Raw genomic sequence first — 21,890 nt, 5'->3', positions numbered from 1 at the left:
GAATCAGCGGCTCACCGCGATGGTTTGATTGTTCATAATGCGAGGAGTCAGGAAAATAAGTAGCTCAGACTTTTTATCCTGCACCAAGTCGCGCCGGAAGAGGCGACCTAAATATGGAAGATCTCCCAAGAACGGAACCTTATCTACCGATTTAGACTGAGTATTAGAAAAAACACCGCCAATTACAATTGTTTCACCATCAGCAACAAGAACCTTAGCATTAACCTCATTTTTATTGATTGATGGCACACCGCCTGTTGCTGCAGCTTGCGAAAAATCAGGCGCATCTTTAGTTACCTTAACCTCAATTATTACACGATTATCTGGCGTAATTTGGGGCGTAACCTCAAGAGACAGAGCGGCTTGCTTAAAAGATGTACTTGTTGCACCGCTGGAACTGGCCTCCTGATAAGGCACTTCAGAACCTTTCAAAATCTTTGCTGTCTCCTTGTCTGCTGTAACAACTTTAGGCTGGGAGACAACCTCGCCAGAGCCCGTTTTCTCCATAGCGCTCAACTGAAGATCCAAAATAACGTTATCTGTAACAAAACCGATACCAAACCCGCTTGTCGCCGCCGCAGCACCCAAGTCAACAAAAGGACTATTCACTGGGGAAGTCCTGAGGCCTGGAAAACGCCCAACCGTACCGCCTTCATCATTCTCCTCAACACCTAAATCTCCATCTTTGCCCCAGGCATTCCACTTATCACCAGTCCAAAAATTACCACCCCAACGGACACCGAGTGACTTATCAAAATCCACATTGGCCTCAACTATACGCGCCTCGATCATAACTTGGCGGACCGGAATGTCTAGCTGAGTAACAATACGACGAAGCTCATCAATCCTTTCTTGAGTAAGCGTAACAATAAGGGTATTTGTCCTGTCGTCGAAAATAACGGAACCGCGCATATCATCCTTAAGTGCTCCTTGCGAATCATTATCCTCATATATTTTCGCTATATCAGATGCCTTAGCATAATTCAGTTGAATAACATCTTTACGGAGTGGAGCTAACTCAGCCACTTGTTTCTGAGCTTCTAGCTCCTGCCGTTCGCGCGCTGCGATCTCGTCCGCCGGCGCGACCATCAAGACGTTACCTACCTTGCGTTTATCTAGGCCTTTAGTTTTCAAAACGAGATCAAGTGCTTGATCCCAAGGAACGTTTTGCAAACGTAATGTGATATTTCCAGAAACAGTATCACTAGCAACCAGATTGAGGTCAGTAAAATCAGCGATCAACTGCAGCACTGAGCGAACATCGATATCTTGAAAATTCAAAGAGAGCTTTTCGCCACTGTAGGCAAAACTCTCTTTCTTTTGCTGCTCAACATCGCTCTGACTCAACGGCTTTACACTTATAGTTAGCTTATTATCAGCCTGATAAGCCAGGTAATCATAAAAACCAACAGGCTCGATAACTATAACAGCATCTCCACCGACCTCAGAAGAACTAACAAACTGAACAGGCGTAGCAAAATCTTTTACATCCAGCTTTACCCTCAAAGCTTCCGGAATTTCAGCCTTAGAGAATTTCAACTTAATCTTTCCGCCCTGATCCTGAATATCAGGACTAATAGCTGAGTCCGCGAGGCCGATAATAATATTGCCTTCCCCCTGATCACCTCGCTGGAAATCTATACTGTTTATTCCTTTACCAATTGATTCATACTTATCTTTCTGCGGCATCGAATCTGATCGAGCAGCACTCAACACTGGAGCAACAGCACTAGAACGCTCGCCGACGACAACATATAAATTATTCCCTTCGGCACGTGTACTGTATGGTGCCAGAGTTGTAAGATTAACTATCAAACGAGTCCGATCTTTGGCCTCAACCACAGTCACACTACGAGCATTGCCTACGCCAAGCTCGCGATTTTTCGCACCCAGCTTATTTGACACTCCAGGCAAATCTAAGGCGATTCGAGCAGGCTGCTCAATAGTATATCCACGTGGAGCTAGAACCGGCTCATCAAAGGTGAGCTTGAGTTCGACTCTGTCTCCAGGCAATGCCGCAACATCCAAAGTCTGTAAATTCGCAGCAAAACTAGAACCAGTAAAAATCACTGCAATGAGCGTGAGACCACAAATAGAGAACTGATTACTCATAATATTATTCCGCCGAGCAAATTGATTATTTTTTTCATAGTCATCACACCCTTAATTAAGAGCGCTCCTTAAGGGATAAGCTGCGCGGCCGCTCTAACCAACCACCTTCACCATCTGGAACTATCTCAATGACTTCAATTCTAGACTCATCTAAAGCTTGAATACGCCCATGATTTCGCCCGAGGTAGTCACCGACTTTGACCCTATGTACACCACCAGCACCGCTTATCAAGGCAAAAAATCCGCTTGAATTAGACAGCACACCAACCATGTCAAACACTTCGATATTGAAGCCTTCGAGAAACTGTTTCGTACGAGCCTCATCAGGCCTTACATCTTCGCCCCCTTTCTGCTTTGCAATGAGTTCCAATGTAACGGGCGGTTGAAATGGACTTCTTAATGATGCGGCACCATAAGTAAAGTTTTCGTACATTTGAAATTTCGGCAGCGGCTCGATCTCACCCTTTGGTCGCGCACGAATCTCCTCCATAAAAGACTGCAAGTCAGTAAAATCACTACTGGCTCCGCAACCAGCAAGGCCAAAAAATAAAATAAAAATTAACAACAAACGAAAGCTCATTGCTGGCCTCCTTTATCATTATATCGATAAGTTTTTGCAAGTATATTCATCCTCAACTTAGATGAACTACCAGCAACCGCTGGCGCCAAATCAAAATCATGAAGAGTAACTATCCGCGGAAGACTAGCAACACCACTAACAAAGGTTGCTAGATCGTGGTAACTGCCAACAACCTTCACCTGAATTGGCAGCTCAATATAAAATTGCTGAGCAACCTCAGGTAAAAGCTTAATTTCTTCAAACTCTAAGCCACTACCCAACCCTGTCCGCGTAATATCTTCAAGCAGGCCAGGAACCTCAGTATCACTTGGGAGCTGTTTTAACAGAGCCCCAAAGGAAACCTCCATCTCTTGCATCTGATTCTTATAAGCATCTAAGTTTGCAGCTTGAAAGGCTTTCGTTGAGAACTGCTCTTTAAGAGTAATTTCCTCTGCATGCTTAATCTCTAACTGGACTTGCAAATCTTTAAGGTGGAAGTTGTAACCCAGCGCAACAACAATCACGAACAGAAGAATGCCTGATATAAACTTTACTGCTGCTGGCCACGAGCCAACATTATTAAAATCAAGATCATTTAGATCAATCTGACGCAGGCTTTCTAAAGAATCATTAAGGCTCATTGCTTAGCCTCCTCAGGAGCAAGCGCAGGCTGGGTCTGCTGCACACTTAGCTGAAACACATTAGCCTGATCAACCGCCCCGGCCGTAACAGACTTAACTTCAGTTAGATTCGGCGCCGTTAGCCACTCTGAAGCGTCTAAATTTCGCATCAGATTCGATACACGATTGTTAGATTCAGCCGCGCCAACAATTGAGATATTCTTAGCAGCCATTTTTACTGCAGTGAAATGCACACCATCAGGTAGTGTTCTAACTAACTGGTCAAAGACACGACCAATAATAGGTCGATTACCTTGTAAATCCTGAATGATCTTCATCCGCTCAAGAAGCTGCTGACGACGGGTTTTCAGCTCACTAATTTCTTTAATGCGCGCATCCAGAACAGCAATTTCCTTACGGACAAACTCATTCCGAGCATCCTGTTGCTCAATAGCACCATTAAGATATTGATCCCCAAGAAATACAGTGCCTGCTGCTACGATAAAGACACCAGCAAGTGTTACTAGAAAGCGCTGCTTGCGCTCTTCGCGCAGCTGCTCGCGCCAAGGTAAAAGGTTAATCCGCGCCATTAGTCGAAACTCCTCATTGCCAGACCACAGGCAATCATCAAGGCTGGCGCATCACTGGCGAGCGCACCAGCGTTGACCTTTCCACTCAGTGCCATTTCAGCGAATGGGTTAGCGACCAATGTCTGAGTGCCGATTTTTTGCTGAATCAAACGATCAAGGTCTGGAATCGACGCAGTTCCGCCTGCCAACAGGATGTAGTCAACATCATTGAACTGACCTGCGGCGAAAAAGAACTGCAGCGATCGAGCGACTTGTTGCACCACGGCCTCTTTAAAAGGCTGCAATACTTCGCTGTCATAGTCATCCGGTAAGCCGCCTTGCTTCTTGGCAAGGCCTGCCTCTTCAACTGACAAGCCGTAACGACGCTGAATCTCTTCGGTCAACTGCTTGCCACCAAACAGTTGCTCGCGGGTGTAGATGGTACGGCCGTTGTGGAGAACACTGAGGGTGGTCATGGTGGCGCCAATGTCGACAACCGCTACGGTCAGCTCATCGCGACCACCACCCAATTGGTCAATCAACAAACCATAGGCGCGCTCCAAGGCATAAGCCTCGACATCAACCACTTTGGCGGTGAGACCAGCAAGCGCAAGAGCGGCCTCACGAACCTCGACGTTCTCCTTGCGACATGCTGCGAGCAGCACCTCAACTCGATCGGCATTACGCGGGGATGCGCCCTGCACCTCGAAATCGATGGCAACTTCTTCTAAGGGGTAGGGGATGTACTGGTCGGCTTCGATCTTCAGTTGGTTTTCGAGCTCATCATCAGAAAGCCCGGCTTCCATTTCGATGGTCTTGGTAATAACTGCAGAGCCGGCAACCGCGACGGCGACGGTTTTTACACCGCTCTTAGCCTTCGCTAGCACGCGTGAAAGGGCCTGACCCACACCTTCCAGCTCGGCGATGTTTTTCTCGACCACCGCGTTTGGCGGGAGCGGCTCGACTGCGTAAGCCTCTACCTTGTAGCGGCTTCCGGAGCGGCTCAATTCGAGGAGCTTGACGGAGGTCGAACTGATATCGATCCCGAGTAGCGTATTCGCTTTCTTATTGAAGAGCCCTAGCACGACCGATTTCCTATTGGCATCCGCGACTTACGGACTATTTATGTTTTTTCACATTAAATAACAGTCTTGACAGAAGCGCAAATGGCTACCCGGCAAAAAAACCGCTTATAATGTGATCAGTTTTTCTCTTTTAACCTTGTGTTTCGCTTAACCCGTTCTTTTATCTGGAAATCCAAAAATCTTGATGCGTCTTTTGCGTTTTTTTTGCTGGTCTAGCCTCGCCGCTTTTTGTGGTCTGGTACTCAGTTTCAGCGGTGCCTTCCTCTATCTTAGCCCCAGCCTTCCATCCGTCGAATCATTGCGCAGTATTCAGCTGCAGATTCCCTTGCGCGTTTACAGCAGCGACGCCAAGCTGATTGCCGAGTTTGGTGAAATGCGCCGCTCGCCCATCGCCTTCGACGACATTCCCCAAGACTTCATCAGCGCGCTGCTGGCAGCCGAAGACGACAACTTTGCCAATCATTATGGCGTCGACCTGACCAGCCTGATGCGCGCTGCGACGCAAATCTTGAAAAGCGGGCAAATCCAGAGTGGTGGCAGCACCATCACCATGCAGGTGGCAAAGAACTTCTTCCTGACCAGTGAAAGAAGTTTCTCACGCAAGATCAACGAGATACTTCTAGCTCTGCAAATTGAGAGAGAGCTTAGTAAGAACGAAATTCTTGAACTTTATGTGAATAAGATTTACCTCGGTAATCGCGCCTACGGTATCGAAGCAGCCGCTCAGGTGTATTACGGTAAGTCCATTCGCGACGTCACTCTTTCACAGATGGCCATGATTGCCGGACTTCCTAAAGCGCCTTCGCGCTTCAATCCGCTAGTCAACCCAACACGCGCCCTTGAGCGCCGCGACTGGATTCTCGGGCGCATGTTCAGCCTGGGTCGAATTGACCAGCAGCGCTACAAAGAGGCGCTCGCCGAGCCGATCAATGTCAGTTACCACGTGCCAGCGCCCGAGCTGGTAGCACCTTACATAGCCGAAATGGCGCGAGCCGAGATGGTCGGGCGTTACGGCAGCGAGGCCTACACCGAAGGCTTTAATGTCACCACCACGGTACCGAGCGATCTTCAGCTGGCGGCCAATACGGCCGTACGCGAAGGCTTGATCACATACGACCAGCGCCACGGCTATCGCGGACCAGAAAGCAGACTACCCGGCATGACCAAAGAAAATTGGTTAACCGAACTGAGCAAGCAGACGTCTCTCGGCGGCCTGGAGCCGGCCATTGTTACCGGCGTAGAGAAAAGCGGAATTATGGTCCTGCTGCGTAACGGCGAAGAACAGGCCGTGGCTTGGGACAGCATGAAGTGGGCGCGACCATTCCTTAACACCAACAGCCTTGGTCCACGCCCACAGCAGCCTGCCGATGTCAGCCAGATAGGCGACCTGATTCGTGTGCAGCCTCAGGACGATGGAAGCCTGCGCTTCGTTCAGTTGCCCGCAGCACAAAGCGCTCTTGTTTCCCTGGATCCGAACAACGGTGCCATTCGCGCCTTGGTGGGCGGATTCTCTTTTGAGCAGAGCAACTACAACCGTGCCGCCCAGGCCAAGCGCCAACCCGGCTCGAGCTTCAAACCCTTCGTGTACAGCGCCGCGCTGGATAAAGGCTACACCGCCGCCACCCTGGTGAATGACGCGCCAATTGTGTTCGCCGATGACGCGCTGTCGCAGGTTTGGCGACCGAAGAATGACAACAACACCTTCCTGGGCCCGATCCGCCTACGCGAAGCCTTGTACCGCTCGCGCAACCTCGTATCGATTCGCCTGCTGCAAGATCTCGGTATTGCCAGCACCTTGAGCTATATCGAGCGTTTTGGTTTTGACAAAAAAGACCTGCCGCCCAACCTGTCATTGGCGCTTGGCACCGCAAGCCTGACCCCAATGGAAATCGCCGAAGGCTGGAGCGTGTTTGCCAGCGGCGGCTATAAGACCGAGCCCTACTTGATCGAACGGATTGAGGATCGCACTGGCAAACAGCTGTTCAACGCCAACCCAGCGCAAACACCTACTGGGATCGCTCAGCGCGCAGAACAAAACAGCACGATACCACTCAGCACCGGCGACCAGCCTCTGCCGCCTGAGCCGGTACTTGCCGAGCAGATCATTGATGGGCGCACCGCCTACATCATGACCAGCATGCTTCAAGATGTGATCAAACGCGGTACGGGGCGCCGCGCCATGGCCTTGGGCCGTGATGACCTGGCAGGCAAAACTGGCACCACTAACGAATCAAAAGACAGCTGGTTCTCTGGTTATAACGCCGACTACATCACCACGGTCTGGGCCGGCTTTGATCAACCGGAAAGCCTGGGTCGCAATGAGTATGGCGGCACTGTAGCCCTGCCGATCTGGATGAGCTACATGGCTGCTGCGCTGAAGGACAAGCCAAGCCATTTACTGGCCGAACCCGAAGGGTTGCTAACCCTGCGTATCGATCCCCACAGCGGGCGCGCTGCCACACCGGATACACCGGAAGCCTATTTTGAGCTGTTCAAAAGTGAGGACTCACCACCGCCCATGGGTGAGTTTGAACCGGGCACCTACATCCCGGGTAGCCCGCTACCCGCTGACGAATCTGCGCCGATCGACCTGTTCTAAGCCACTCGGCACCTTAAGCAGCGGCTTAGCAAACCGGAAATCGCGCCAATAAAAAACCCGCCTTAGCGGGTTTTTTATTGCTCTTGAGCTAAGCCATTAGCCGTTGAACACGTCGTTTACCGACTGCAACGGGTAATGCTTCGGATACGGCAGAGTCGCCACACCGCTTTCAATCGCGGCCTTGGCCACAGCATCGCAGACCACAGTGATCAGGCGCGGGTCCATCGGCTTCGGAATGATGTACTCACGGCCGAACGACAGGGCAATACCGCCGTAAGCGTCACAGACTTCCTGAGGCACCGGCAGCTTGGCCAGATCACGCAACGCCAGGGCTGCGGCGATCTTCATTTCCTCGTTGATACGGGTCGCACGAACGTCCAGCGCACCGCGGAAGATGAACGGGAAGCCCAGTACGTTATTGACCTGGTTCGGGTAGTCGGAACGACCGGTAGCCATGATCACATCGCTGCGCACTTCGCGCGCCAGCTCCGGTTTGATTTCCGGGTCAGGGTTGGAGCAAGCGAACACAATCGGATTAGGCGCCATGCGCTTGAGGTCTTCAGCCGCCAGCAGGTTGGCACCCGACAGGCCGACGAAGACATCGGCACCGTCCAGGGCATCAGCCATGGTGCGCTTGGAGGTTTCGCTGGCGAACACAGCTTTGTACTGATTGAGATCATCGCGGCCAGCGTGGATCACGCCTTTGCGGTCGATCATAAAGATGTTCTCGACCTTGGCGCCCATGCTCACCAGCAGCTTCATGCAGGAGATTGCGGCTGCGCCAGCACCCAGGCACACAATTTTGGCCTCTGGCAGTGTTTTACCGGCGATTTCCAGGGCGTTGAGCATGCCGGCCGCAGTCACGATCGCGGTGCCGTGCTGGTCATCGTGGAACACTGGAATGTCGCACTGTTCGATCAGCGTGCGTTCAATTTCAAAGCACTCGGGTGCCTTGATGTCTTCCAGGTTGATGCCACCGAAGGTGATCGAGATGCGACGTACGGTGTCGATAAATGCCTGCGGGCTTTCAGACTCGACTTCGATATCGAATACATCGATGCCGGCAAAACGCTTGAACAGCACACCCTTACCTTCCATCACCGGCTTGGAAGCCAGCGGGCCCAGGTCGCCCAGGCCGAGAATAGCGGTACCGTCGGAAATCACTGCCACCAGGTTGCCTTTGCCGGTGTAGCGGTACGCCAGCTCCGGGTCACGCGCGATTTCGCGCACAGGCTCAGCGACACCTGGGCTATAGGCCAGGGACAGATCGCGCGCAGTTGCGGTGGGCTTGGTGAGCTCGACACTCAGCTTACCCGGACGAGGATTCGCATGGTATTCGAGAGCGGCTGTTTTCAAATCAGACATGTTGGCATTTCCGCTTTGGGCTGTTGAACAGGCAGGCGGCGAGGATACGCAAGTTGTATACAGCTGCACAAGACTGACGAGTCCGGATGGACACGCCAGCCCTAGCGCACGACCTTCAGCCAGTCGCCAGCACGCGGCTGCCCTGATGGGTAGAGGTTATTCAGCAGGCGCAGGGTCTTCAGCGCATCCCCCGGCAACTTGCTGCCTTCGGCCAGCGCCTCGATGGTTTGTCCCGGCTTGACCTTGACCATCTGCAAGCGCAGCGGCTGCGCCTGCTGGAACTCGGCGCTAGTCATCGGCCGAAAGCTTTTGATCACGCTGAGAAACTGCTCATCCTGAGTTTCCAGCGAGGCGCGACCACGTACCGCTCCGACAAACAGGTAAACCCGTGAGCCATACTGGATAACCGCCACGCGTTTGGCGGCAGTGCCTGGAATCACCGCGCTGTAGCCATTGAGACCAGCCTGCTGCAACTCGACGCCGGCCACCAACCGCTGACCGCCGACGCGCTTGCGCAACAGTTCAGCCGGCGTCAGTTGCTGCGGGTTATCTTCCAGGGTCATGGCGATAAACGCCTGCTGATCGGCGGTGTGACCGATCAGCGCATCCGGGCGATTGAGCAGGCTCCAGCCCTTGGGAAACGCCAGGGTGAAGTTCAGATCGGCATGGTAAAAGCGCTGGCCGCGACGCACACCGGTATCGGCGGAGTCGCCAAAGGGCAGACCTTCAAGGCGTTTGAGAAAGGCCTCGCGATTGACCTCCTGCTGACCGGTAGCCAAGGCACGCGCCGGGCCCAGCACCTGCTGCAAACGCCGGTCGTTATCCGGATGGGTATCGAACAGCCCGTGGTAGCCGCCCGCAGGTTGCGCCTCACCGCGCGCGGTAGCTTGGTCGCGGGCAAAGTCTTCCTGATTTTTCAGCACCTTGACCACTTCGATCATCGCCTGCGGGTCATAACCGCTGCGCGCCAGGTACTGAGCGCCCAGACCATCGGCCTCCAACTCCATGTCGCGGCCATAACCACGGACAACGGCACTGCCCAGCACGCCGGTGACATCGGCAGCGGCACCCACGCCAGTGCCAATCGCCACGGCCTGGCCGAGCAAGCCCCAGGCAGTGGACTGGCTTTGCTGCTGCACACTGTGCCGCGCGGTGACGTGGCCGACCTCATGACCGAGCACGGCGGCCAGTTCGGCTTCCGAGCTGAGATAGGCCAGCAGCCCGCGATGGATATAGATGTAGCCGCCCGGCAGGGCAAAGGCGTTGATATCCGGGCTGTCGACCACCGTGAACTGATAGGCCAGCTGGTTGCGGTGGCTATTCTTTGCTACCCGCTCACCGACTTGCTGCACGTAGGCCTGCAGCTTCTCATCGGCATAGCGCGGGTTTTCTTTGAGGATTTCCTGGTTGTAGCGGCGCCCGAGATCGAGTTCCTGCTGCTCGCTCATCATCACGAAATCGCTGCGGCCAGTGGCCGGATTGACCGCACAGCCGGCTAACTGTACCAGCAGGACAGAGAGCGTCAGTACACGCAGGATCATGGCAGGGCCTCCAACATGGCCTTATCAGTCAATGGCAGCATCCAACGCGCCTGTCCCGCGCGCAAGCCGCCACGTCTGGAGCGGTCGATCACCCAGCCACGAGCCTCGACCTGGCGGCCGTCAAGGCTTTCGACCGCGCGCAAATCAAAATTGCCCAACGCCTTGGGCGCGATATGCAGCACCAGCGAATCGCCCATTTCCAGCCACAGACCGCCGCCATTGCGTTCGATACGCTCAACCCGACCCTGCAACAGAGCAAAGCCGCCGCTTTTCAACTGTGCAGCGGTTTGCACCGGCGAACGCTGCCAGAGCCCGGCACGCGCCTGCCGCGCACTGCGCTCGGCGGCTTGCTGGCACTGTACCAGCGCCAGGTTAGGTGCAACCGCCACCTGATAGCCCAAGCCCTCGGCGAGTAGCTGCGCTTCCAGATTATTACCACGGTCGTCATAGGCATGGGCCAGGGTGCGCCCGTAGTGGTCTTTGGCCTGTCGACCAAGCTGCAGGGCCACTCGACCATCACTGGCCGCCACCAGCGCCTGCAGGCGTTGGCGCGCAGCCTCGGCAAACGGCTCGGCGGAACGCCCCTGCCGGCCCATCTCCGGGCTGTTCAAGCCAATCAACCGCACTGTGCGGCCATCGACCAGGCGCAGGGTGTCGCCATCCACCACCCGTTGCACCTTGGTACCGGGCAGGTTGCCCGGCGCCGGACAGAACGCCAGAGCGCCGCCTGCATAAACTCCGAAAACGAAAAAGGCGCCCACGAGGGACGCCTTTTTCAGTAGCGAGGTAAAACCCATGTGGGTCTGCGTCGCTGTGCGCAAGCTTACTGCTTGGCGCCGAACATGCCGAAACGCTGCTTGAAGCGATCAACACGGCCGCCGGTATCCAGCATTTTCTGCTTGCCGGTGTAGAACGGGTGGCACTCGTTGCACACGTCCAGGCTCAGCGGCTTGGCCAGGGTGGAGCGAGTTTCGATCACGTTGCCACAGCTGCAGGTGGCGGTGACGGCTACATAGTTCGGGTGGATATCGGCTTTCATGATGATTCCTCAGGGCTGTCGTGCCGCCACCAGACACTATTGTCAGGTACCGCACGGAAATAGGCCGGCGATAATACCAGAGCACCGCCGCGACGCAAGGCCGGCCGTCGACTGGCAGCATGCTAAGATCGCCCCCCTGCAACCAGGAGCCCACCGCTTGCCCGACGTCATTTTGCGCCTCGCATTGCCCTCGCCGCTGCGCCGCCTGTTCGACTACCGTGCCCCGCCCGGTGTGCCGCGCAGCGCCTTGCAGCCCGGTGCGCGGCTGCGCGTACCGTTTGGTCGACGCGAGATGATCGGCATCCTGATCGAAGTCACGGAGCACAGCGACGTGCCGGCCGACAAGCTCAAGCCCGCCCTGCAATTACTGGACGCCCAATCGCCACTGCCGCCCGCACTGTTCAAGCTGTGCCTGTGGACCGCGCAGTATTACCAGCACAGTCTGGGCGACACCCTGAGCTGGGCGCTGCCAGTGCTGCTGCGCCAGGGCGAGCCGGCGGAAGTACGCCAACAGCGCTTCTGGTCGGTCACCGCCGGCGCGCAGTTGGACGACCCCCGCCTGAGCCGTGCACCGCGTCAGCGCGACGCCCTGAAAACCCTGGCCCAGCACCCCCACGGCGTTGCCCATGCACTGCTGAGCAAACTGCAGCTGAACAAGGACAGCCTCGACCTGCTGCTGGAAAAGGGTCTGGTGCAGATTGACGTGCGCCGTCATGCGCCGAGCGAGCGTCACGCCAACTGGTTGGCGCAGCCGGAACTGCCGCTAAATGCTGAGCAGCGCGCGGCCAGCGAGGCAATCCGCTCAGGTTTCGGCAGCTTCAACGCCTTTCTTCTCGCCGGGGTCACCGGCAGCGGCAAGACCGAGGTCTACCTGCAGCTGATCCGCGAAACTCTGGAGGCCGGCAAGCAGGCTCTGGTGCTGATCCCGGAGATCAACCTCGGTCCGCAAACCCTGGCGCGTTTCGAGCGGCGCTTCAACGCTCGTATTGCCCTGCTGCACTCGGCAGTGAATGACCGCGAACGCCTGGACGCCTGGCTGGCGGCGCGCGATGGCGAGGCGGACATCATCATCGGCACCCGCTCGGCGCTGTTCACCCCCATGCAGCGGCCGGGGCTGATCATCATCGACGAGGAGCACGACGCCTCCTATAAACAGCAGGAAGGTCTGCGCTACCACGCCCGCGACCTGGCGGTGGTACGCGCCCATCAGGAAAATATCCCGATCGTGCTGGGCTCGGCCACGCCCTCGCTGGAAAGCCTGCACAACGCCCACAGTGGCCGCTACGCCCTGCTGCACCTGCGGGAGCGCGCCGGCGGCGCTAAGCAGCCGCGCTTTCTGCGCCTGGATGTGAAAAGCCGACCGCTGGATTCCGGCATCTCCGGCCCCATGCAACAGGCCATCGCGCAAACCTTGCAAGCCGGCCAGCAAGTATTGGTGTTCCTCAACCGCCGCGGTTTCGCCCCGACCCTGCTCTGCCACGACTGCGGCTGGTTGTCCGAGTGCCCGCGCTGCGACGCACGCATGACCGTGCACCAGCGCTCACGCGAGCTGCGTTGCCACCACTGCGGCCACGTCGAGCGCCAGCCAAGCAACTGCCCAAAGTGCAACAACGTCGACCTGCGCCCGGTCGGCGCGGGCACCGAGCGCGCCGAAGAACGCCTGGAAATTCTCTTCCCCGACGTGCCGGTCTTGCGCGTCGACCGCGACAGCACCTCGCGCAAGGAGGCTATGACCACCTTGTTCAACACCGTGCAGCGCGGCGAGCCGTGCATCCTGGTCGGCACACAGATGCTCGCCAAGGGTCACCACTTCCCGCGCGTCACTCTGGTGGCGATTCTCGATGCCGATGGTGGGCTTTTTTCCGCCGATTTTCGTGCCAGCGAGCGTATGGCCCAGCTGATCGTGCAGGTCGCCGGCCGCGCCGGACGCGCCGAAGAGCCGGGCAAAGTGATTATCCAGAGCCACCTGGCCGACCATCCTTTATTGGTGCAACTGACCGAGCAGGGCTACTTCGCCTTCGCCGAACAGGCCCTTAGCGAACGGCGCAGCGCCGGCCTGCCGCCGTTCTGCCACCTCGCACTGCTGCGCGCCGAAGCGCATAAACCCGGGCAGGCCGAAGGCTTTCTCGACGATGCCTGCACGGAAGCTGAGCTGTTGCTGAACGAGCTGAAACTCAGCGGCATCGAACTGCTTGGTCCGGTGCCAGCGCCAATGGAGCGCCGCGCCGGCCGCTACCGCGCCCAGCTGCTGGTGCAGGCAAACGCCCGCGCGCCGCTGCATCGCTTACTCAACACTTGGATGCATGCACTGGAACAAATGCCCAGCGGCCGTGCGGTACGCTGGTCATTGGACGTAGACCCCATCGATCTGTTCTAAGACAGGCCGCCGCGCGCAGCCTGTTACACTGCACGCCATTTCGTTTAGCAGGCCTGTACCGTGACCCACACCGCTTTCTCTTCTCTGCCGCTTTCCGCCGCCATGCTGGCGAACCTCGAGTCCCTCGGTTACACCGAGATGACCCCGATTCAGGCGCAGAGCCTGCCGGTAATGCTCAAGGGCATGGACCTGATTGCCCAGGCCAAGACCGGCAGCGGCAAGACCGCCGCCTTCGGCATCGGCCTGCTCAACCCGCTTAACCCGCGCTACTTTGGCTGCCAGGCACTGGTGATCTGCCCGACCCGCGAGTTAGCCGACCAGGTGGCCAAAGAGCTGCGTCGCCTGGCGCGCTCTGCGGACAACATCAAAATTCTGACTCTGTGCGGCGGCGTGCCGTTTGGCCCGCAGATCGGCTCGCTGGAACATGGCGCACAGATCATCGTCGGCACCCCGGGGCGCATCCAGCAGCACCTGAGCAAAGGCACGCTGAAACTCGACGGTCTGAACACCCTGGTGCTCGACGAAGCCGACCGTATGCTCGACATGGGCTTCTACGACAGCATCGCCGACATCATCAGCCAGACCCCGACACGCCGGCAGACCCTGCTGTTCTCCGCCACCTACCCAGCCGGGATCAAGCAGCTGTCCGCGACGTTTATGCGCGATCCACAGCAGGTCAAAGCGGACGCCCTGCACGACGACACACAGATCGAGCAGCGTTTCTACGAAATCGCGCCAGAAGAGCGCATGGACGCGGTGGTCAAGCTGCTCAACAGCTATCGCCCGCAGTCCTGCGTGGCCTTCTGCTTTACCAAGCAGCAGTGCCAGGAAGTGGTCGATCACCTCACCGCTAAAGGTATTTCGGCCGCCGCGCTGAACGGTGACCTAGAACAACGCGACCGTGATCAGGTGCTGGCGATGTTTGCCAACCGCAGCTTGTCGGTGCTGGTGGCCACCGATGTGGCCGCCCGCGGCCTGGATATCGACGCCCTGGACATGGTGATCAACGTCGAACTGGCGCGTGATTCAGAAATTCACATTCACCGCGTTGGCCGTACCGGCCGTGCCGGTGAAAAGGGCTTGGCCATGAGTCTGGTGGCCCCGGCCGAAGGCCACCGTGCTCAAGCCATCGAAACCCTGCAAAAGGCCCCGCTCAACTGGCACCCACTGAGCAGCTTGAAGCACCAGGGCGGCGCGCCATTACAGCCGCCGATGATCACCCTGTGCATCGGCGCGGGTCGTAAAGATAAACTGCGCCCCGGCGATATTCTCGGCGCACTGACGGGCGCGGCGGGCATCCCTGGCGCGCAGGTTGGCAAGATCGCGATCTTCGACTTCCAGGCCTATGTCGCCGTTGAACGGGTCGTGGCCATGCAGGCACTCAAGTGCCTGAGTGAAGGCAAAATCAAGGGCCGCTCGCTGCGTATCCGTACCCTATAGTTGCCATAAGCGCTAAACAGACGGTCGCCGTGACGCGACCAGCGACAGAGGAGTAGCACCCTTGCGCAATATTCTGGTGATCGAAGACAGCCCATTGGTGCTGAAGATTCTCGAGCATCTATTCCGCAAGGAAACCGGCTTCCAGCCGATCTTCTGCGCGTCCCTGGGTGAAGCCCAGGTGATGCTGGAGACCTCGGCGGAGCTGTTCTTTGCCGCGATCGTCGACCTCAACCTACCGGACGCCCCGGACGGTGAAATCGTCGACGTGGTGATGGGCTATCACCTGCCTTGCATCGTGCTCAGCGGCACCTACAACGAACAGCGCCGCGACCAGATGCTGCTCAAGGGCGTGGTCGATTACGTCCTCAAGGAAAGCCAGCACTCCTACGAGTACGCCTTCCGCCTGCTGCACCGCCTGGAAAGCAACAGCACCGTGAAGATCCTCATCGCCGAGGACTCCGATGCCACACGCCACTACATCCGCCACGTGCTGACCCCGCATCGCTACCAGATTATTGAGGCCTGCGACGGCGATGAAGCCCTGAGGATCCTCAAGGAACAGCCGGACATCGACCTGCTGGTGGTCGACCACAGCATGCCGGGACTCAGCGGTTTTGACCTGGTCAAACTGCTGCGGCAGAAGATGAAGCGCCACGAGCTGATCATTCTTGGCCTGTCCGCCGACACCAAGGGCTCGCTCAGCGCCAAGTTTATCAAGCACGGTGCCGATGACTTTTTGCGTAAACCGTTCTGCTCGGAAGAGCTCAACTGCCGGGTGATGTCGACCCTGGAACGCCGCGACCTGCTGCGTGCGTTAAAACAAGCGGCGCAGTACGACGCCCTCACCGGCCTGAATAATCGCCGTGCGTTTTATGAACATGGCCAACAGCTGTTCCAGCAAGCCCGCTCCGGTGGCCGTGACCTGAGTGTGGCGATGCTCGATCTGGACTTTTTCAAACGGATCAACGATGACCACGGTCACGCCAGTGGTGATGCGGCACTCATCGGCTTTGCCCGGGCGTTTTCCGCCACCTTCCCAGACGCTCTACTCGGTCGCCTGGGCGGGGAAGAATTTGCCATGGTCAGCCAGCAGGACGCCGCCACCCTCAGCGACACCCTGGATCAGCTGCGCACGCACTGCGCCAGCTTGAAGTACGCCATCGGCGCACCCGCACTGTCATTCAGTGCCGGCATCTATCATGGCGCTCCTGATGACCTGGAAAGCCTGCTGCACCAGGCCGACCTGCGTCTGTATCAGGCCAAGAGCCAAGGCCGCGGGCGCAACTGTTGGCAGTAATCCATGCGGTCTGCTGGCGATGCAGCATTAGGTCCTAGAGCCCATGGCGCAGAAAGATCTGCGCATAACTGCCATCGGCGCGCATGTCCTCAATCGCCTTATTAAAAGCATCAGCAATTTGCTGATGCTGCGGATGCTTGCGGCTAACCAGAATGTGCAGGCCGTTTTCGCTCAACGGCTGCGGCAGAAACTCCAACTGATCGCGAATCCCGGCAAGGCTGCGACTCAGGTGAAAGCGCGCCACCAGCTCATCCTCCAAGGTCAGCTGCACCCGCCGTGCCTGCAACATCCGCGCGCCCACCTCGAAGCCCACCACTCCCACTTTGGTCAAACGACTGTCCAGATCAAACTCACTGGAGTAGGCATACCCGCGCACCACAGCGATGCTATAGGGGTACAGATCCGGCAACGTACGGAAGTTGATATGACTGTCCTTCCGTTGCAGAAAACGAATGCGATTAATCAGGTAGGGCTGCGAGAAATGGCCAAACACAGCCCGCTCATCGGTGTACCAGGCGTTGATCAGGACATCGTAGATTTCTTGCTGCAACCCCCGCACCGCACGCTCCCACGGCACCTGGACATAACTGGTGGTATAGCCGGCGCGGGCCAGGGCGGTGGTCACCAGGTCAGAGGCCACCCCGTTGTTCAGCAGCGTCTGGTCATTGAATGGCGGCCAAGGGTCCGCCACCAACCGTAAGGTCTCTGCAGCATGGCCATACAGAGGCGCCAACAGCAGCCACGACAGCAGGCAGGCACGCAGTCCATTCATCAACGGCGATTCCAGAGAAAGCAGAGCACTAATCCTAGTCGATCACTGGCTCAGCCACACCCTACTGGCCATGCGCTAATATGCGCGCTGTTTTGCGCCAGCCTTGGCGCGTGTCGCAGGTTGAGGAAATGGCTGTGCTTACTCCCCAGGTCGTGATTATCGGAGCCGGTGCCGCCGGGCTTATGTGTGCATTGACGGCCGCTACGCGCGGACGCCAGGTATTGCTGCTGGATCACGCCAACAAAGCCGGCAAGAAGATCCTGATGTCCGGTGGCGGGCGCTGCAATTTCACCAACATGTACTGTGAACCGAGCAATTTTCTTTCGGAAAATCCGCACTTCTGCAAATCGGCCCTGGCGCGCTACACCCAGTGGGACTTTATCGGCCTGGTGGCCAAGCATGGCGTGCCGTACCACGAGAAGAAACTCGGCCAGCTGTTCTGCGACAACAAGGCCAGCGACATCCTCGGCCTGCTGCTGAGCGAGTGCGATGAAGCCGGCGTCGAGCTGCGCCTGGACACCTCGGTCAGCGAGATCAGCAAGCGGGACAATGGTTATCAGCTGCAGACCAGCGCCGGCCTGGTGCGCTGTGAATCGCTGGTGATCGCCACTGGCGGCCTATCGATTCCAACCCTCGGCGCCAGCGGCTTTGGCTATCAGGTGGCCAAGCAGTTCGGCCACGAGCTGCTGCCGACCCGCGCCGGCCTGGTGCCATTTACCCTCACCGACCCGCAGCTTAAAGCGCTGTGCACCGAGCTGTCCGGCACCTCAGTCGAGGATTGTGTGGTGAGCTGCAACGGCCAGAGCTTCAAGGAAAATATTCTGTTCACCCACCGTGGCCTGTCCGGCCCGGCGATTCTGCAGATTTCCTCATTCTGGCAACCCGGCGATGCCGTGAGTATCAACCTGCTGCCGCATATCGACCTGCCCGAGTGGCTGGATCAGCAACAACGCGAACGCCCCAACAGCGAACTGAAAACCCTGCTCGCCGAGCTGTTTACCAAAAAGATGGCCGGGTTGTTGGCCGACAACTGGTTCGCTTCCAAACCGATGAAGCAGTACACCCACGCCGAACTCAAGGCGATTGCCGAGCAGCTCGGCGACTGGCAACTGGTGCCAGCCGGCACCGAGGGTTACCGCACCGCTGAGGTTACCCTGGGTGGCGTCGATACCCGCGAAGTGTCATCTAAAACCATGGAGTCGCTAAAGTCACCGGGGCTGTATTTTGTCGGCGAGGTGCTGGATGTGACGGGGCATCTGGGCGGTTTCAACTTCCAGTGGGCCTGGGCCTCCGGCTACGCGGCAGCCCAGTACGTCTGACCACTCAGGGCGCTGGGGCAGGCTCAAGCGGCGGCAACGGCTCACCCGGCAACCACTTCTGGTGGATCAAGGTAAAGCTGCCATCCCTCTTCATCGCGTCGAGTTCACTTTGCCAGCGGCTGATCAACGCATCATCCGTCTGCAGGGAAAAAGCGATGTAGCTGTCGCTGTGCATGAAGTCGAACAACAGCTGCACTTCATCCGCCTGGATATCGCCCTGTGCCAGCAGGGCATTGATGCTCAGGTTATCCAGCACCATCAGCTTGACCCGACCGAGCTTGAGCATGCTTACCACCTGCGCCGGCCCGGTTACCGGGGTGAGGTTGCTGAAGCCCTCGGCCAGCAGCCGCTGATGGCTGTACCAGTCGCGCGGCACGGCAATTTCGCCGTACTCGCGTGCTTCTTCTAAACGGCTGATCGATAGAAAAGAGCGGCGCAGGGCGTAGAAGCTGGTGACGTTGCGGGTAATCGGCCCGACCCACTTGAACAGCTGTTCACGCTCACGGGTGCGCATGGCCACAAACAAGCCAGTGTTCGGTCGGGTCAAGGCCTCCTGATACCCACGCGCCCAAGGCACCACGCTGATCGGCGCGCTCTGCCCGGTGCGCTGCAGAATGGCTTGCACCACTTCAGTGGCTAGCCCTTTGGGTTCGCCGTTCTCGCTGAAATTGATGGGTGGGTATTCTTCGGTGTAGAAGCGCAGCGGCTGAGCCTGTAAAACCCTGCACGACAAGCAGACAAGCAGCAACACGAGCAATCCACGCACACAGGTGTACAACACGGCAGATGCCTCGCGAATGGCGGATAGTTTAAGCGTAGCCCGGCCGCCGTGATTCACACCAACCCATCGATCGGCGCCACATTTTAATCGGTGGCAACACGGCTTACAGCTGCCAAGTCGACACAGACTCCGTTAGGCTGCTACCTGTTACGGTTGATCAAGGTCGGGCCATGCCGTCCACTGCGCTGCGCCACTCGCTTCGTCGCCTCTGGGCCCAGGATAAATTCAGCTACAGCCTGCGGGTGTTTATCGCCCTCAGCGGCGCGTTGCTACTGTGCTGGTCGCAGGGCTGGATGCATGCGCTGATCCCGTTGTTTCTCGGCGTCATCGCCAGCGCCCTGGCGGAAACTGATGATAGTTGGCAGGGCCGCGTGGTGGCACTGCTGGTCACCCTCGGCTGCTTCAGCGTGGCGGCCTATGCGGTGGAATTTCTGTTCCCCTACCCCTGGCTGTTCGTCTGCGCCCTGGCGCTGTCGAGCTTTGCCCTGACCATGCTCGGCGCGCTGGGCGAACGCTACGCCACCCTCGGCGCGGCCACGCTGATTCTCGCGGTGTACAGCATGATCGGCGTGGAGCAGCGCGGCGGCGCGGCGGGCCTCTGGCAGGAGCCATTACTGCTGGTGGCGGGCGCAGCCTGGTATGGCCTGCTGTCGGTGCTGTGGAATGCGCTGTTCGCCAACCAGCCGGTGCAGCACAGCCTGGCGCGGCTGTTTCGCGAGCTGGGCCAGTACCTCACGCTCAAGGCCGCGCTGTTCGAACCGCTGCGTCAGCTGGACGTGGAGGAACGCCGCCTGGCCCTGGCCAAACAGAACGGCCGCGTGGTGGCGGCACTGAATGCGGCCAAGGAAATCATCCTGCACCGAGTCGGCAATGGGCGGCCGGGACCGAAAGTCAGCCGCTACCTGAAACTGTACTTTCTTGCCCAGGACATCCACGAACGCGCCAGTTCCTCGCACTACCCCTATAACGAGCTGGCCGAAGCGTTCTTCCACAGTGATGTGCTGTTTCGCTGCCAGCGCCTGCTGCGCCTGCATGGCGAAGCCTGTCAGCGCCTGGCCCAGGCCATCGAGCTGCGTCAGCCATTCGAATACCGCGAGCTGTGCCGCCAGGCGCTGGACGACCTGCACGACTCCCTCGAACACCTGCGCGTGCAGAGCAACCCAGCCTGGCGTCACCTGCTGCGCTCCCTCGGCGCGCTGGCCGGCAACCTGCGCAGCCTGGATGCACTACTGGGCAACGCCAGCAACCCCGACGCCATGGCGGAGCAGCAGGACAGCAGCCTGCTCGACCGCGAACCGCACTCGCTCAAGGATGTTTGGGAACGCCTGCGCTTGCAGCTGACGCCGACCTCATTGCTGTTTCGCCACGCCTTACGCTTGTCCATCGCGCTGGCGGCCGGTTACGGCATGCTGCACTGGATTCACCCAACCCAGGGTTACTGGATTCTGCTGACCACGCTGTTTGTCTGCCAGCCCAACTACGGCGCGACCCGGCTCAAGCTGGTGCAGCGTATCAGCGGCACGGTGCTCGGCCTGCTACTCGGCTGGGCGTTGTTTGACCTGTTCCCAAATCCGCTGGTGCAAGCGCTGTTTGCGGTGGTCGCCGGGGTGGTGTTCTTTGCCCTGCGCAGCAGCCGCTACACCTTGGCCACCGCCGCCATCACCCTGCTGGTGCTGTTCTGCTTCAACCAGGTCGGCGATGGCTACGGGCTGTTTATTCCACGCCTGGTCGATACCTTGCTCGGCAGCCTGATCGCCGGCCTGGCCGTATTGCTGATCCTGCCGGACTGGCAGGGCCGTCGCCTGAATCGCCTGCTCGCCAGCACCCTGAGCTGCAACAGCCGCTACCTGCAGCAGATCATCGCCCAATACGCCAGCGGCAAACGTGACGACCTGGCCTACCGCCTGGCGCGACGCAATGCGCATAACGCCGACGCCACACTGTCGACCACTCTGGGCAATATGCTGATGGAACCGGGGCATTTTCGTAAGGATGCGGATATCGGCTTCCGCTTTCTGGTGCTCTCGCACACCCTGTTGAGCTACCTCTCGGGCCTTGGCGCACACCGCGGTGAAACCAGCCTGAGAGGCAGCGACAACCCGCTGCTGGCCAGTGCCAGCCAGTTGGCCGCCAGCCTGGACGAGATTGCCAGCTGCCTCGACGACGAGCGCACGGTGGCCATCCACAGTGACGCCGAAGAGCAGTTGGCTGCGGCACTGGAACAGCTCAGCGACGACCTGGATGACCAACAACGTCTGGTGCAAACCCAACTGGCGCTGATCTGCCGCCAGCTCGGACCACTGCGCACCCTGGCCTCACACCTGCAAAAACGCCAACCTGAGGCTTAACCTCAGGCTATACGGCGTAGCCAGCCACTATTGGCTAGCGCATAGAGCAGGCTTTCTGCCAGTATGC

The 21,890-nt window shown here is 58.0% G+C and carries 17 protein-coding genes; 6 read left to right on the top strand and 11 right to left on the bottom strand.

The window, feature by feature from the left end:
- Nucleotides 1-3 precede the first annotated feature (3 nt).
- From pilQ to CUR33_RS04150, 5 genes are read right to left on the bottom strand one after another with little or no spacing between them, the layout of a single operon-like run.
- Nucleotides 4-2,112 carry a type IV pilus secretin PilQ gene (gene pilQ / locus CUR33_RS04170; RefSeq protein WP_289238788.1) on the bottom strand — a complete coding sequence of 703 codons (2,109 nt, stop codon included), beginning with the start codon at nucleotides 2,110-2,112 and terminating at the stop codon, nucleotides 4-6.
- Nucleotides 2,113-2,167: 55 nt separating this feature from the next.
- Entirely contained in the window at nucleotides 2,168-2,692 is a 525-nt protein-coding gene (locus CUR33_RS04165) for a pilus assembly protein PilP (RefSeq protein WP_282874818.1), read from the bottom strand.
- Complete coding sequence (gene pilO, locus CUR33_RS04160; protein ID WP_289238787.1) at nucleotides 2,689-3,312, bottom strand: type 4a pilus biogenesis protein PilO; 624 nt, start codon at nucleotides 3,310-3,312, stop codon at nucleotides 2,689-2,691. Before pilO ends, CUR33_RS04165 begins: the two co-directional genes overlap by 4 nt.
- Nucleotides 3,309-3,881 carry a PilN domain-containing protein gene (locus CUR33_RS04155; RefSeq protein ID WP_160085755.1) on the bottom strand — a complete coding sequence of 191 codons (573 nt, stop codon included), beginning with the start codon at nucleotides 3,879-3,881 and terminating at the stop codon, nucleotides 3,309-3,311. The genes pilO and CUR33_RS04155 overlap by 4 nt, the downstream gene beginning before the upstream one ends.
- Nucleotides 3,881-4,945, bottom strand: a complete 1,065-nt coding sequence (locus CUR33_RS04150) for a pilus assembly protein PilM (RefSeq protein WP_090249972.1) — start codon at nucleotides 4,943-4,945, stop codon at nucleotides 3,881-3,883. The genes CUR33_RS04155 and CUR33_RS04150 overlap by 1 nt, the downstream gene beginning before the upstream one ends.
- Nucleotides 4,946-5,129: 184 nt before the next feature.
- Between CUR33_RS04150 and CUR33_RS04145 the strand changes: the two genes are divergently transcribed.
- Nucleotides 5,130-7,544 carry a penicillin-binding protein 1A gene (locus CUR33_RS04145; RefSeq protein ID WP_448703097.1) on the top strand — a complete coding sequence of 805 codons (2,415 nt, stop codon included), beginning with the start codon at nucleotides 5,130-5,132 and terminating at the stop codon, nucleotides 7,542-7,544.
- Nucleotides 7,545-7,640: 96 nt separating this feature from the next.
- Here the strand turns inward: CUR33_RS04145 and CUR33_RS04140 are convergent, their stop codons facing one another.
- The 4 genes from CUR33_RS04140 to rpmE all read right to left on the bottom strand — a co-directional run bounded on the left by CUR33_RS04140 (nucleotide 7,641) and on the right by rpmE (nucleotide 11,489).
- On the bottom strand, nucleotides 7,641-8,909 hold the full coding sequence (locus CUR33_RS04140; RefSeq protein ID WP_289238785.1) for a malic enzyme-like NAD(P)-binding protein: 1,269 nt from the start codon (nucleotides 8,907-8,909) through the stop codon (nucleotides 7,641-7,643).
- A 101-nt stretch (nucleotides 8,910-9,010) separates the two neighbouring features.
- Nucleotides 9,011-10,450, bottom strand: a complete 1,440-nt coding sequence (locus CUR33_RS04135) for a M48 family metalloprotease (protein WP_448703096.1) — start codon at nucleotides 10,448-10,450, stop codon at nucleotides 9,011-9,013.
- Nucleotides 10,447-11,247 carry a thermonuclease family protein gene (locus CUR33_RS04130; protein WP_289238784.1) on the bottom strand — a complete coding sequence of 267 codons (801 nt, stop codon included), beginning with the start codon at nucleotides 11,245-11,247 and terminating at the stop codon, nucleotides 10,447-10,449. The genes CUR33_RS04135 and CUR33_RS04130 overlap by 4 nt, the downstream gene beginning before the upstream one ends.
- 26 nt (nucleotides 11,248-11,273) lie before the next feature.
- Nucleotides 11,274-11,489 (bottom strand): 50S ribosomal protein L31, encoded by a 216-nt coding sequence (rpmE, locus tag CUR33_RS04125; RefSeq protein WP_090249983.1) that lies wholly within the window; start codon nucleotides 11,487-11,489, stop codon nucleotides 11,274-11,276.
- Between the two features lie 157 nt (nucleotides 11,490-11,646).
- On the opposite strand from rpmE, the gene CUR33_RS04120 reads away from it, so the two are divergent.
- The 3 genes from CUR33_RS04120 to CUR33_RS04110 all read left to right on the top strand — a co-directional run bounded on the left by CUR33_RS04120 (nucleotide 11,647) and on the right by CUR33_RS04110 (nucleotide 16,603).
- Nucleotides 11,647-13,866, top strand: coding sequence for a primosomal protein N' (locus tag CUR33_RS04120; protein WP_289238783.1), 2,220 nt, complete (start codon nucleotides 11,647-11,649; stop codon nucleotides 13,864-13,866).
- Nucleotides 13,867-13,926: 60 nt separating this feature from the next.
- Nucleotides 13,927-15,306 (top strand): ATP-dependent RNA helicase DbpA, encoded by a 1,380-nt coding sequence (gene dbpA / locus CUR33_RS04115; RefSeq protein WP_289238782.1) that lies wholly within the window; start codon nucleotides 13,927-13,929, stop codon nucleotides 15,304-15,306.
- Between the two features lie 61 nt (nucleotides 15,307-15,367).
- Nucleotides 15,368-16,603 carry a diguanylate cyclase domain-containing protein gene (locus CUR33_RS04110; RefSeq protein WP_090249989.1) on the top strand — a complete coding sequence of 412 codons (1,236 nt, stop codon included), beginning with the start codon at nucleotides 15,368-15,370 and terminating at the stop codon, nucleotides 16,601-16,603.
- A gap of 34 nt (nucleotides 16,604-16,637) precedes the next feature.
- On the opposite strand, the gene CUR33_RS04105 is transcribed toward CUR33_RS04110, so the two are convergent.
- A complete protein-coding gene (locus CUR33_RS04105; protein ID WP_289238781.1) occupies nucleotides 16,638-17,375 on the bottom strand; it encodes a substrate-binding periplasmic protein in 738 nt (245 codons plus the stop codon).
- A 128-nt stretch (nucleotides 17,376-17,503) separates the two neighbouring features.
- Between CUR33_RS04105 and CUR33_RS04100 the strand changes: the two genes are divergently transcribed.
- Nucleotides 17,504-18,694: an NAD(P)/FAD-dependent oxidoreductase gene (locus CUR33_RS04100; RefSeq protein WP_448703093.1), complete on the top strand. Its 1,191-nt coding sequence runs from the start codon at nucleotides 17,504-17,506 to the stop codon at nucleotides 18,692-18,694.
- 4 nt (nucleotides 18,695-18,698) lie between these two features.
- Here CUR33_RS04100 and CUR33_RS04095 read toward each other — a convergent pair whose 3' ends face one another.
- Nucleotides 18,699-19,445, bottom strand: coding sequence for a substrate-binding periplasmic protein (locus tag CUR33_RS04095; RefSeq protein ID WP_289238780.1), 747 nt, complete (start codon nucleotides 19,443-19,445; stop codon nucleotides 18,699-18,701).
- Between the two features lie 200 nt (nucleotides 19,446-19,645).
- Between CUR33_RS04095 and yccS the strand changes: the two genes are divergently transcribed.
- Nucleotides 19,646-21,823 (top strand): YccS family putative transporter, encoded by a 2,178-nt coding sequence (gene yccS / locus CUR33_RS04090; RefSeq protein ID WP_289238779.1) that lies wholly within the window; start codon nucleotides 19,646-19,648, stop codon nucleotides 21,821-21,823.
- The last annotated feature ends 67 nt before the right edge of the window (nucleotides 21,824-21,890 follow it).

The sequence above is a fragment of the Pseudomonas sp. FEMGT703P genome (assembly GCF_002786345.1).
In the GTDB taxonomy this organism is placed as follows: domain Bacteria; phylum Pseudomonadota; class Gammaproteobacteria; order Pseudomonadales; family Pseudomonadaceae; genus Aquipseudomonas; species Aquipseudomonas peli.
This window is presented reverse-complemented; position numbering and strand designations above follow the sequence as displayed.